The organism is Luteimonas granuli, assembly GCF_007795095.1.
GTDB classification, from domain to species: Bacteria; Pseudomonadota; Gammaproteobacteria; order Xanthomonadales; family Xanthomonadaceae; genus Luteimonas; species Luteimonas granuli.
The window spans coordinates 2,713,992-2,725,872 of record NZ_CP042218.1 but is presented as its reverse complement, the minus strand read 5'-3'; the positions used below and the strand labels follow the sequence as shown (position 1 = coordinate 2,725,872).

Sequence of the window (11,881 nt, the reverse complement as noted above, 5' to 3'; positions counted from 1 at the left end):
GCGACCATTCCGGGCATGCGACCGTACCTGCGACACGTCCGTCCCGCGCTGCTGATCCTGCTCCTGGCGCTGGCGTCCGCCGCGGGGGTGCACGTACTGGCCCGCGATGCCGGCGCCGGTCCGGCGCCGGAGGCCTCCACGGACGCCGACCTCGCCGGAAGCCGGGATCTGGCGCGCCGGCTGCGGGAGACCGACGGGCTGCGCGATGTCACCGTCACCGTGCGCGATGGCGTGGCCGAGCTCGAGGGCGTGGTCCTGGACGCCGGGGATCGCGAACGAGCCGAACAGGTGGCCAGCCAGCAGCCCGGGATCTCCCGGGTCGAGAACCGCGTGATCCTGAGCACGCGGCTGTCCGAACGCCTCGCCCTGGCGACCACGCTCGCCATGGACAAGCTGACGCGCCTGATCGCCGCGCTGCCGCTGCTGCTGGTGGCCCTGCTGGTGGTGGCGCTTGCCTGGTGGGCCGGCAGGTGGCTGGGCCGCCGCGCCGGCCAGCGCATCGCGCGGCGCAACTGGCAGTCCGAGAATCCCTATTTCGCCAGCCTCATGCAGCAGCTGGTGCAGTGGCTCGCGCTGCTCGGCGGCGTGCTGGTGGCGCTCGACCTGCTCGGGGCGACGGCCCTGGTCGGCGCGGTGATGGGCTCGGCCGGCGTGATCGGCCTCGCCCTGGGCTTCGCGTTCAAGGACATCGCCGAGAACTATGTCGCCGGCGTGCTGCTGAGCATCCGGCGCCCGTTCGCACCCGGCGAACTGCTGCGCATCGACAACACCCACGAGGGCCGCGTGGCCGCGCTCACCCCGCGGGCCACGGTCCTGGTCACCCACGACGGCAACCGCCTGACCCTGCCCAACGCGCTGGTGTTCAAATCCGTGGTGCTCAATTTCTCGAGCAATGCCAGGAGACGGCTCGAATTCGCGGTCCCGGTGGACGTGTCCGAATCCATACGCTGCGTGCACGAGCTGGCCATGGAGGCGATCCGCGGCACGGACGGCGTGCTCGCCGACCCGGGGCCGTCGTGGACCGTGGACGGCTACGACGCGACGGCCATCACCCTGCGCTTCTTCGCCTGGGTGGACCAGCGCGAGAGCGACCTCGGCAAGGTGCGCAGCGAGGCGATCCACGCAGTGCGCACCCGCCTGCAGCAGGCCGGGATCAGCCCGCCGCGAAACATCCAGTTCACTGCCAGCCTCCCGGCAGCCGAGGTGGCCGCACCGCCGGTCGCCGGTATGACGCAGGCACCCGCGGACGGGACCAGCCGCGGCGACACCTCGGTCAACCGCGACCTCGATGCCCACCTGGCCGCCGAGCAGCGTGCCCACGCCGGCGAGGACCTGCTCCCGGGAGAGGCCGGGCCGGGCCGAGACCGCTAGTCAGGCACATTTTCGGAATTTTCCTACCCTTCTATCGCCCGCTCACCGACGGGCCTTTCTTCGCCGTCGGCGCATGCTTTGCCCGCCCCGGCAGCACGGCCCTGCATCGGTCACGGATGCCGCTCAGCAACGGAACTGGCCGCGACCTTGAGCAAGTCGTGAAGCTGGGCCGGGGCACCCCCTCAACAGCGGGACAGATCCATGGTCGAGATCAAGGAAGTCGCAGCGGGGTTCCAGGTGTCGGGTCCGGGCTTCGACGAGATCTTCCAGAGCCGCTTCAAGGCCACCATGGCCGCGCACGCCGTGGCGCTCGGGGACGCCACGGCATGCGGCCATCCGGTCGCCATCGTGGTGCCCCGGGGCTGGGGCGGGATGGTGCTGGTCGGGCCCGGGCCGGCGGCCGCCGACGGCCGCGCGACCCGACGCCTCGACTAGCTGCCCGCCCGGGCGCCGGACTCTCCTCCCGGGGCAGGCCGGGCGGACACGCGAAGCCAGCGCAGCGCGCCTTCGGCCGCAACCCGGCCAGCGGCGAAACAGGCGGTGAGCAGATATCCGCCCGTGGGCGCTTCCCAGTCGAGCATCTCGCCCGCGGCGAACACGCCAGGGCGCGCGCGCAGCATGAGGTCATCGTCCAGGGCCTCCAGGCGCAGGCCCCCGGCGCTGCTGATGGCCTCGGCCAGCGGTCGCGGCGCCGACAGGCGCAAGGGCAGGCGCTTGGTCGCCCTGGCGACGGCGTCGGCATCGTGCATGGCGCCGGCATCGAGCACTTCGCGCAGCAGCCCGGCCTTGGCGCCATCGAGCCCCGCGGCGCGACGCAGGTGTTCGGACACGCTGCGCTTGCCGCGTGGCCGCGACAGCTCGCGCCGCAACCGGTCAAGCTCGCGGCCCGGTGCGAGATCGAGTTCAAGCAGGGCATGGCCGTCGCGGGCGATGGCCTCGCGCAGTTCCGCCGAGATCGCATAGACCAGGCTGCCTTCGATCCCGTGCGCGGACACCACGCATTCGCCCTGCAGGGCGTGGCAGCGCCCCGCGGCGTCGCGCCAGTGCGCGACCACCGGCTTGAGCGGCGCGCCTGCATGGCGCTGTGCGAAATACGCCGACCAGGCGACGTCGAAGCCGCAGTTCGCCGGCCGCAGCGGCGCGACTTCGATCCCCTCCCTGCGCAGGATCTCCTGCCAGGTCCCGTCGGATCCCAGCTGCGGCCAACTGCCTCCACCCAGCGCGAGCACCGTGGCCTCGGGCACGAACCTGCGTTCATCGGCGTCCGTGGCGAAGCGCAGCGCACCGTCGCCGTCCCAGCCGAGCCAGCGATGGTGGACATGGATCTCAACGCCCTGCGCGCGCAGCCGGCGCACCCAGCCGCGCAGCAGCGGCACCGCCTTCAGGTCCTCGGGAAACACGCGCCCGGAGCTGCCGACGAAGGTCGGCACGCCCAGCCCCAGCGCCCATTCCCGCAGGGCGCCGGCGTCGAATGCCGCCAGCCAGCGCGCGACCGCATCGGCGCGCTCGCGGTAGCGGCTGGCGAACAGCGCCGGCGGGTCGGAGTGGGTGAGATTCAGCCCGCCCTTGCCGGCGACCAGGAACTTGCGCCCCACCGAACCCTTGGCCTCGAAGAGGTGGACCTCGCAGCCGGCCGCGCGCAGGGTCTCGGCCGCGAACAGGCCGGCCGGTCCGCCACCGACGACGGCCACCCGCCTGCCCGCCGCGGACGCGCCCTGTACCGGGGGCGCCTGCTCCATGGCCGCCTCAGGCCTTGCGCAGGAAGCAGGTCTTCAGGACGAGGTCGCGGATCCGGTCGGAATGGCCCTCGATGTGCTCGGCGTCGTCCTCGACCAGGCGGATGTTGCGGATCATCGTCCCCTGCTTGAGGGGGATCGACGAACCCTTGACCTTGAGATCCTTGATCACCACCACGCTGTCGCCGGCCTCGAGCACATTGCCGTTGACGTCACGCACCACCGTGCCACCACCGCTCCCTGCCGCGGCATCTCCGGCGGCCCATTCGTGACCACAGTCCGCGCAGACGGTCAGTGCGCCGTCGGGATAGGTGTTCTCGAGGCCGCATTGCGGGCAGGCGGGAATGGCGGACATGGCGGCTCCAGCGGACGCGTGGGGCCGTTCATTGTAACGGCCGGAGGCCCGTGACCGGGATCAGGCCGCGGAACGGCTCCGGGCCGCAGCGTGCACCGCCGGTTCGGCCAGGAAGCGGCCGACCTGGTACCAGACCAGCAGCGCGCCGGCACCGATCAGCAGCGCATACACGCCGTTGCCCGGCTGGGCCAGATGCAGCACCAGCGCCAGCCCCAGGGTCGTCCCCAGCCATGCCCATGCCTGCCAGCGGCGCAGCAGCGCGCGCCGCGTTTCCCGCCAGATGATCTCCCGCGCCTGCGCTGCGGGAATCCCGTACTCCTCGCTGATCACTTCCGGCTCCATTGCGTGCCTGGCTCCCGTGGCTGTTCGGACTGCGTACCTCGGATGGATGGACGACGTGGGTGTCCCGATTACGCCATGAAACGGGCGCGCAGGGAAAGGGGGCAGCCGGCGGCAACGGAATCTGTACGTTTCCAATGCATCCGCCGTACACGGCCGGGGCGACGATGCGGTTTCCCCAACGACGGAGCATGACATGGCGACATATCGAGACCATCCGCGTCGAGACCATCCGCGCGACCACGGACGCGAAGAGCGCATGCGCGCATCCTGGCTGGACGAGGATCCGTACACCGACCGCGAGCAGGGCCGCTCGCACAGGATGCGCGGCCGGGATCAGGACGACGACTACGGCCGCGAGGACGAAGGGCTCGCCACCAGGGGCCGGGGCTGGCGCGGCGCGTTCGGCGATCGCGGCTACGGCGAGGGCCGCGGCTTCGGTGCCTCGCAGGGCGAGGACCGCTTCAGGACCGGCGTGTTCATGGGCGGCGCCGAACAGGACTACCGCTCCGGCGGCCGGTACCAGCGGGAAAGCGTTCTTGGTGCGCGCTCCGACTACGGCAGCGATTACGCCGGCGGCGGCTATCTGGGCCGCGGCAGCGAGCACATGCGGCCGCAGTGGGAGGCGCGCGGCGGCGGTTACCGCGGCCAGGGCCCGAAGAACTACATGCGCACCGACCAGCGCATCACCGAAGACCTCAACGAGCGCTTGACCGACGACGACGCGGTCGACGCCGGCGACATCGAGGTGCAGGTCAAGGACGGCGTGGTCACGCTGACCGGCACCGTCACCAATCGCTGGATGAAGCACCGCGCCGAGGACATGGCCGAGGCCTGTGCCGGCGTGCGCGACGTGGAGAACAGGATCCGCGTCACCCGCAGTGGCGAATCCCGCGGTGCCGGCGCCGCCATGTCGTCGGACGCCAGGACCATGGAGCGCGGCAGCGGCAGCGCCACGACGCCCGGCGCCGGGCGCGCGGGCTCCAGCGTCAGGCCGGGCGCGTCCACCTAGCCCGGAGCCTCCACCCGGGCCGCCGCAAAGGCAACGGGAGGCAGGCGCTCGCGCCTGCCTCCCGTCTTCAGCAGTCCATGGAACCGGACCTGCCCGGCGCCGTGGGACCGGTCACCAGATGCGGACGCGGTCCTCCGGTGCGATCCACAGCGGATCGGCCTCGCTCACGCCGAAGGCCTCGTACCAGGCGTCGATGTTGCGCAGCGGCGCGAACGCACGGATGTGGCCCGGCGAGTGCGTGCCGTTGACCAGCTGCTGGCGCAGCGCATCGTCGCGCCAGAGCGTGCGCCACACCTGCGCCCAGCCCATGAAGAAGCGCTGCTCTCCGGTGAAGCCGTCGATCACCGGCGCGTCCTTGCCGCCGAGCGAACGACGGTAGGCCTCGAGCGCGATGGTCAGGCCGCCGAGGTCGCCGATATTCTCGCCCATCGCCACCTTCCCGTTGATGTGCATGCCGGGCAGCTGCGGGAACTCGTAGGCCTCGTACTGTGCGCCGAGCTTCGCGGCCTGGGCCTCGAACTTGGCGGCGTCGTCGGCGGTCCACCAGTCGCGCAGCAGGCCGGCGCCGTCGGACTTGCGGCCCTGGTCGTCGAAGCCGTGGATGATCTCGTGGCCGATCACGCCGCCGATGCCGCCGTAGTTCACCGCCGGGTCGGCCTCGGGGTCGAAGAACGGCGGCTGCAGGATGGCCGCCGGGAACACGATCTCGTTCTTGACCGAGTTGTAGTAGGCGTTGACGGTCTGCGGGGTCATGCCCCACTCCGCCTTGTCCACCTCCTGGCCGATGCGCGCGCGGCGATAGTCCCACTCGAACTGCGCCGAGCGCAGCGCGTTGCCGACCACGTCGCCGGCCACGACCTCGAGCGCACCGTAGTCGCGCCAGGTGTCGGGGTGGCCGATCTTCAGGCCGAACCCGGCCAGCTTGGCGCGAGCCTCGGCCTTGGTGTCCTCGCCCATCCATTCCAGCTGGTCCAGACGTGCGCCCATGGCCGCCTTCACGTTGGCGACCAGTGCGTCCATCTTGGCCTTGGCGTCCGGCGGGAAGTACTGGGCCACGTAGTCGCGGCCGATGGCCTCGCCCATGGCGCCCTCGGCGTGGGCCACCGCGCGCTTCCAGCGCTCGCGCTGTTCCGGCTGGCCGGAGAGGAACTTCGAGCGGAAGTCGAAGTGGGCGTCGACGAAGTCCTTCGACAGCAGCGACGCGGCCTGGTCGGTGACGTGGAAGGCCTGCCAGGCCTGGAGCGTGCCGAGGTCGGCGTCGGCGAAGATCTGCGCCAGCTTCGGGATCGCGCTGTCCTGGCGGACAACGGCACGCGTGGCCTGGCCCACGCCCGAGGCGACGAAGTAGCGCTCCCACGGGAAGCCCGGCGCGGTGGTCGCGAACGCGGCACGCTCGACCGGGTTGTAGGTGCGGCTGCGGTCGCGGCTCTCGGCGCGGGTCCAGTGCGCTCCGGCCACGGCCTTCTCGAAGTCGAAGACGCGCTGCGCGTTGCCCTTCGGGTCGACCCAGCCGGCCAGCTCGAGCATCTGCGCGATGTAGGCGACGTAGCGCTCGCGCTGCGGCGCGAACTTGTCGTCCAGGTACATCTGGCGGTCGCCCAGGCCCAGGCCGGATTGGCTCATGTAGAGCGTGTAGCGGTCGGGGTCGAGCTGGTCGTCGGACACACCCAGGCGGAACAGGGTGGCGCCGGCGCCGCCGGCGGCCTTGCCCATCAGGTCCGCCAGCGCGTCCTTGTCGGCGGCGGCACGGATGGCATCGAGGTGAGGGACCAGCGGTGCGGCACCCTTCGCCTCGATCCCGGCCTCGTCCATGTAGCTGCGGTAGAGGGTCGCGACCTTGGCGGCGTCGCCGCTGGCCGCATCGCCCTGGGCCACGTAGCCCTCGACCAGGCCGCGCACGCGCGCTTCGGACAGGTCGCGCAGGATCAGGAAGGAGCCGTACATGGACTTGTCGGCCGGGATTCCGGTGTTTTCCGCCCAGGTGCCGCTGACGTAGGCGAAGAAGTCGGCGCCCGGCTTCGTCCCGGTATCCATGCCGGCGGTGTCGATGCCCCAGCTGCCATAGCGGGTGGCGGCGACCGTGGCGGCGCCCGCGGCACCCGCGGCGCCGTCTTCGGTGGCGGCGAACAGCAGGCTCATGCTGCAGGCGTCGTCAAGGCAGGACCCATTCCGGTCATGCGCGGCCGCTGGGGCGCCGATGCTGAGCGCGAGGACGGTGGCGAGGCTGAGGATCGACTTCTTCAAGGCGGGAATCTCCGGCGCAAGGGATGCGGGTGGGATGCCCCGCGGAGGCGGGGCCGCCGGCCAGTCTACCGCCCGCGCCTGAACCGCCGGACGTGCCCGTGGTCATGCCCCGGCGCCATGCTCCCGGACTCCCGCGGGCCGGCGCCGCGCGCCACGCCCGCGGACCGATCTGCGAGAATCAGCCGCCGCGTCGCCGCATGGAGCCGGCATGAAGGAACATCTTCCCGTCTGGATCCAGGAATGGCTGGGCGTGATCGTGCCGTTCGTGCACGTGGTCCTGATCATCCTGCTGGCCTGGCTGCTGCGGCTGGCCGCCCGCCGGTTGGGCGACCGCCTCTGGAAGCGCTACGACGCCCCACGGGAACTTGTCGTGGGCTCGCGGCGCGTGGTCACCTTCCTGATCTCGGCCGCGGCCCTGCTGCTCATCCTGCAACGCCTGGGCGTGTCCGGCACCGTGCTGTGGACTGCCTTCACAGGGTTCGCCGCGGTGGCCGCGGTGGCGTTCTTCGCCGCATGGAGCGTGCTGTCGAACATCTTCTGCACGATGCTCATCCTCGCCACGCGACCGTTCCGGCTGCACGACCACGTGGAGCTGCTCGAAGGCGGCGACAAGCCGGGGCTCGGCGGCCGGGTCACCGACATCAACCTTGTCTACACCACCCTGCAGGAGGTCGACGACGCCGGCGAGCCGGCGGGCAGCGTGTTGCGCGTGCCCAACAGCCTGTTCTTCCAGCGCAGCGTGCGCCGCTGGAGCAGCGCCGAGCACCGGCGCCAGGCCCTCGCACGCAGGCGACCGGCACCGGAGCCCGGCGTCTGATCCGGGCGCTCCGTCCGGCGGGACCGACCTCGGGCGAAGCCCGGTGATCCGGGCACCGTCGTCGCGCGGTCAGGCGCGCACGGCCAGCAGGTAGGCCATGTAGGCGAGGTAGGCCGCGAGCAGGGCGAGGCCCTCCAGGCGCCCCACCCTGCGCCCGGTCACGAACACCGGGATGCAGACGATCGTCGCGAGCACCATCACCGGGATGTCGACCCGCACCAGCAGCGGATCGACGCCGATGCCGCCGGGCACCGAGACCACGGTAGCGCCGAGGATCACCAGGGTGTTGAGCACGCAGCTGCCGAGCAGGTTGCCGATAGCGATGTCGCGCTCCTGGCGCAGCGTCGACACCACCGTGGTCGCGAGCTCCGGCGACGAGGTACCGAGGGCGACGATGGTCAGCCCGATCACCGCCTCCGTCACGCCCAGCGCACGGGCGATGCCCGATGCGCCCTCCACCAGCCATTCCGCGCCCACCACCACGATCGCCATCCCGCCCATCAGCCACGCCAGGTCGTTGAGCAGCGTGACACGGCCGCGCGGCGCAGGCCGCACGTCGGCCATCGCCCGCGGGCCGTACTCGCGCTCGAACTCGGCCTTCACCGCCCGGCTTTCGTTGCGCGAGATCTGCACCAGCACCGCGATGTAGACCGCGCCCATCACCAGCATCACCAGCCCCTCGGTACGGGTGACGTGGAGATCCCAGGCCACGATCAGCAGCACCAGGGCCGCGCCGGTCATCATCGGCAGGTCGAAGCGGAGGCTGTGCATCTCGATCGACAGCGGCAACAGCAGCGCGCTCAGGCCCAGGATCAGCAGCATGTTCATGATGTTGGCACCGACGATGTTGCCGACCGCCAACGAACCCTCTCCGTCGGCCGAAGACCAGAGCCCGACCGCGAGCTCCGGCATGCTGGTGCCCAGCGCGACCACGGTCAGGCCGATCAGCACGGGACGGATGCCGAGGCGCCAGGCCAGGCGGGTGCCGCCGCGGGTCAGCAGCTCGGCACCGGCGATCAGCGCCGCCAACCCGGTCGACAGCCACAGGACGTTCGCGATCACGCACCCGCCCCCGCGCTCCCCCGTCGACCGGCATCGCCGCCGCGTCCTGCGGCCACTGAGCGCAGTACCAGCTTGCGCAGCTCGCCGTACCACAGCACCGAGCTCGCCATCGCGATGCATCCCGCCCACTGCCCTGCGTCGAGCGGCACGGTGTTGAAGGCGGTGTTGAGGACGCCCAGGTGGACGACGGCCACCTGCAGCAGCGCCGACAGCGCCACCGCGCCCCACAGCCAGGCGTTGGTGAACAGGGCGTGGACCGCGCTGGCCGAGCCGGAACGCGCGTTGAAACAGTTGAAGAGCTGGGCGAACACCAGCGTGGTGAAGGCCGCGGTGCGGGCGTTGTCCAAGTCGCGCGAGCCCTCCATCAGGCCGCCCGGCAGATGGATGTCCAGCGTCAGCAGGGTCGCCGCCGCCATCACCAGGCCGACCTGCAGCACCCCCGACCACATGCGGCCGTCGATCACGCGCTCGTCCAGCCTTCGAGGCGGACGCGCCATCACGTCGTCGTCCGCCGGGTCGAGGCCCATCGCCAACGCCGGGCCGGCATCGGTGACCAGGTTGATCCACAGGATCTGGGTCGCCAGAAGCGGCAGCACCAGTGCACCGTCGGCGCCGGTCAGCCCGATATGTCCCGCCAGCACCACGCCCAGGAACACGGTCAGCACCTCGCCCATGTTCGACGACAGCAGATAGCGCAGGAACTTGCGGATGTTGTCGAAGATGCCGCGGCCCTCGCGCACGGCGTCGACGATGGTCGCGAAATTGTCGTCGGCAAGGATCATGTCGGCCGCCTCCTTGCTGACCTCGGTGCCGGTGAGGCCCATGGCCACGCCGATGTCGGCCGACTTCAGCGCCGGCGCGTCGTTGACGCCGTCCCCGGTCATCGCCACGACGTTGCCCTGGGCCTGCAGCGCGTCGACGATGCGCAGCTTGTGCGCCGGCGCCACGCGCGCGAACACCGAAACCCGCCGCACTGCCTCGTCGAAACCGGCGTCGTCGAGCGCATCCAGGTCGCGGCCGGTGAGCGCACACTCCTCGCTTCCGGCGGTGATGCCGAGGTCGGCGGCGATGCGCGCGGCGGTGTCGGGATGGTCGCCGGTGATCATCACCACACGGATGCCGGCGCGGCGCGCTTCGGCGATCGCCACCGCCGCCTCCTCGCGCGGCGGGTCGATGATGCCGACGGTGCCGACGTAGGCCAGGCCCTGCTCCAGCTCCGCGTCACCGGCCTCCTCCTCGCCCGGGGCCAGTGCCCGGTAAGCGACGCCGAGCGTGCGCAGCGCATCGCGACCCATGGCCGCCACCTCGCCCAGGATCCGCGCCCGCGCGGCCTCGTCCAGCGGCACCAGCGCCATGCCCACGCGCTCGTGGCTGCAGCGGCGCAGCAGCACGTCGGGCGCGCCCTTTGCGATCAGGACCCGCTCGCCGCCGTGCTCATGGTCGACCTCGATGGTCGACATCATCTTCCGCTCGGACGAGAACGGGATCTCGCGGAGCCTCTCGAAGCGCCGGCCGCGGCGCTCGTGCACGCCAAGCTTGCGTTCGGCGACCAGGAAGGCGGCCTCGGTGGGGTCGCCCTGGATCTCCCAGCCGCCTTCGTCGTCCTCGCTCAGCTGAGCGTTGCCGGCCAGGCTGCCGCCGCTGAGGACCACGATGCCCTCCGCGCGCTGCGCGGGCGGAAGCTCGCCATCGGCAGCCAGCACCTCGCCCTCAGGGACGTAGCCGACGCCGGTGACGCGACTGGTGCCGGACGCCGTCGCCACCCGCTGGATGGTCATTTCCGAGCGCGTCAGGGTGCCGGTCTTGTCCGAGCAGATCACCGAGGCCGATCCCAGGGTCTCGACCGAGGCCAGCCGCTTCACGATCGCCCGGCGCCGCGCCATGCGCTGCACGCCCAGCGCCAGCACCACCGACAGGATCGCCGGCAGGCCTTCGGGCACCGCCGCCACCGCCAGCGAGACGCCCAGCAGCAGCACGGTGACCGCATCGCCGAGGCTGCCGATGTCCGCGAACAGGAACAGTGTCGCCATCACGACGACCGCTACCGCGACCACGGCGACACCCAGCACCTTGCCCAGGCGGCCGACCTCGCGCTGCAGCGGCGTGGGCTCGTCTCCGGTCGCCTCGAGCATGCCGGCGATGGCGCCCATTTCCGTGCCCATGCCCGTGGCGGTGACCAGCGCGCGGCCGGTGCCCTGCGCGACCGCAGTGCCCTTGAACACCATGGACCGCCGTTCGGCCAGCGCGGTATCGGCCGGCAGCGCGGCGGCGTCTTTCGTCACCGGGGCGCTTTCGCCGGTCAGCGAGGCCTCCTGCAGACGCAGCGCCGTGGCCACCGCCAGCCGCGCGTCCGCGCCGACGGCATCGCCTTCGGCCAGCAGCAGCACGTCGCCGGGCACCAGCTCGCGGCTGGGAACGCGATGGACGACGCCGTCGCGCAGCACCGACGAGGTCACCGCGGACATCTTCGCCAGTTCGGCGACCGCACTCGAGGCCTTCGCCTCCTGCACGAAGCCGAGCCCCGCGTTGAGCAGCACGATCATCGCGATCACCAGGGCGTCGACCGGCCAGCCGGGCGCCCCTTCGGCCAGCCAGGCCCCGGCCGAGATCGCGATCGCGGCCAGCAGCAGATAGACCAGCGGGTCGCGGAACCGGGCCAGGAACCGGCGCCACGCAGGCACGGGCGGCTCGGCGGCGAGTTCGTTCGGGCCGTGCGCGGCGAGGCGTCGTTCCGCCTCCGCCTCGGAGAGGCCGGCGTCGAGCCGGGTACCGAGGCGGGCGGCCAGTCCGTCCGGAGCCTCGGACCATGGGTGCGCAACGGTCCCGATGGGGTCCATGACCGGACGATAACCGCTCACGGTGGCATCCTGCGCATCCCTGCGCATCCCGGCCGGATGCGATGCGCGCGCCCCGGTCCATAATCGATCCGCCACCCCCTGAGGAGC

The 11,881-nt window shown here is 71.7% G+C and carries 10 protein-coding genes; 4 read left to right on the top strand and 6 right to left on the bottom strand.

Annotated elements, in window-relative coordinates; genetic code table 11:
* Positions 1-15 precede the first annotated feature (15 nt).
* A complete protein-coding gene (locus FPZ22_RS12660) occupies positions 16-1,371 on the top strand; it encodes a mechanosensitive ion channel family protein (protein WP_144893510.1) in 1,356 nt (451 codons plus the stop codon).
* Between the two features lie 201 nt (positions 1,372-1,572).
* Entirely contained in the window at positions 1,573-1,806 is a 234-nt protein-coding gene (locus FPZ22_RS12655) for a hypothetical protein (protein WP_144893508.1), read from the top strand.
* On the opposite strand, the gene FPZ22_RS12650 is transcribed toward FPZ22_RS12655, so the two are convergent.
* From FPZ22_RS12650 to FPZ22_RS12640, 3 genes are read right to left on the bottom strand one after another with little or no spacing between them, the layout of a single operon-like run.
* Positions 1,803-3,110: a TIGR03862 family flavoprotein gene (locus tag FPZ22_RS12650; RefSeq protein ID WP_144893506.1), complete on the bottom strand. Its 1,308-nt coding sequence runs from the start codon at positions 3,108-3,110 to the stop codon at positions 1,803-1,805. The two genes, FPZ22_RS12655 and FPZ22_RS12650, sit on opposite strands and share 4 nt — an antisense overlap.
* 7 nt (positions 3,111-3,117) lie before the next feature.
* The gene (locus FPZ22_RS12645) at positions 3,118-3,462 is read right to left on the bottom strand and encodes a zinc ribbon domain-containing protein YjdM (protein ID WP_144893504.1); all 345 of its coding nucleotides are present in this window, start codon (positions 3,460-3,462) and stop codon (positions 3,118-3,120) included.
* Between the two features lie 60 nt (positions 3,463-3,522).
* On the bottom strand, positions 3,523-3,804 hold the full coding sequence (locus FPZ22_RS12640; protein WP_144893502.1) for a hypothetical protein: 282 nt from the start codon (positions 3,802-3,804) through the stop codon (positions 3,523-3,525).
* A gap of 193 nt (positions 3,805-3,997) precedes the next feature.
* Here FPZ22_RS12640 and FPZ22_RS12635 point away from each other — a divergent pair, with 193 nt between their 5' ends.
* Complete coding sequence (locus FPZ22_RS12635) at positions 3,998-4,813, top strand: BON domain-containing protein (protein ID WP_144893500.1); 816 nt, start codon at positions 3,998-4,000, stop codon at positions 4,811-4,813.
* Between the two features lie 111 nt (positions 4,814-4,924).
* On the opposite strand, the gene FPZ22_RS12630 is transcribed toward FPZ22_RS12635, so the two are convergent.
* Entirely contained in the window at positions 4,925-7,057 is a 2,133-nt protein-coding gene (locus FPZ22_RS12630) for a M13 family metallopeptidase (protein ID WP_144893498.1), read from the bottom strand.
* Between the two features lie 208 nt (positions 7,058-7,265).
* Between FPZ22_RS12630 and FPZ22_RS12625 the strand changes: the two genes are divergently transcribed.
* Positions 7,266-7,874 carry a mechanosensitive ion channel domain-containing protein gene (locus FPZ22_RS12625; RefSeq protein WP_144893496.1) on the top strand — a complete coding sequence of 203 codons (609 nt, stop codon included), beginning with the start codon at positions 7,266-7,268 and terminating at the stop codon, positions 7,872-7,874.
* 69 nt (positions 7,875-7,943) lie between these two features.
* Here the strand turns inward: FPZ22_RS12625 and FPZ22_RS12620 are convergent, their stop codons facing one another.
* Together FPZ22_RS12620 and FPZ22_RS12615 are read right to left on the bottom strand one after the other, a co-directional pair.
* Positions 7,944-8,936 carry a calcium/sodium antiporter gene (locus tag FPZ22_RS12620; protein WP_168199008.1) on the bottom strand — a complete coding sequence of 331 codons (993 nt, stop codon included), beginning with the start codon at positions 8,934-8,936 and terminating at the stop codon, positions 7,944-7,946.
* The gene (locus tag FPZ22_RS12615) at positions 8,933-11,773 is read right to left on the bottom strand and encodes a cation-translocating P-type ATPase (protein ID WP_144893492.1); all 2,841 of its coding nucleotides are present in this window, start codon (positions 11,771-11,773) and stop codon (positions 8,933-8,935) included. Before FPZ22_RS12615 ends, FPZ22_RS12620 begins: the two co-directional genes overlap by 4 nt.
* Positions 11,774-11,881 lie beyond the last annotated feature (108 nt).

Bases quoted from the DNA above. Each gene is read 5' to 3' on its own strand.
- FPZ22_RS12660 (WP_144893510.1), top strand. From the start codon at position 16: ATGCGACCGTACCTGCGACACGTCCGTCCCGCGCTGCTGATCCTGCTC.
- FPZ22_RS12655 (WP_144893508.1), top strand. From the start codon at position 1,573: ATGGTCGAGATCAAGGAAGTCGCAGCGGGGTTCCAGGTGTCGGGTCCG.
- FPZ22_RS12650 (WP_144893506.1), bottom strand. From the start codon at position 3,110: ATGGAGCAGGCGCCCCCGGTACAGGGCGCGTCCGCGGCGGGCAGGCGG.
- FPZ22_RS12645 (WP_144893504.1), bottom strand. From the start codon at position 3,462: ATGTCCGCCATTCCCGCCTGCCCGCAATGCGGCCTCGAGAACACCTAT.
- FPZ22_RS12640 (WP_144893502.1), bottom strand. From the start codon at position 3,804: ATGGAGCCGGAAGTGATCAGCGAGGAGTACGGGATTCCCGCAGCGCAG.
- FPZ22_RS12635 (WP_144893500.1), top strand. From the start codon at position 3,998: ATGGCGACATATCGAGACCATCCGCGTCGAGACCATCCGCGCGACCAC.
- FPZ22_RS12625 (WP_144893496.1), top strand. From the start codon at position 7,266: ATGAAGGAACATCTTCCCGTCTGGATCCAGGAATGGCTGGGCGTGATC.
- FPZ22_RS12615 (WP_144893492.1), bottom strand. From the start codon at position 11,773: ATGGACCCCATCGGGACCGTTGCGCACCCATGGTCCGAGGCTCCGGAC.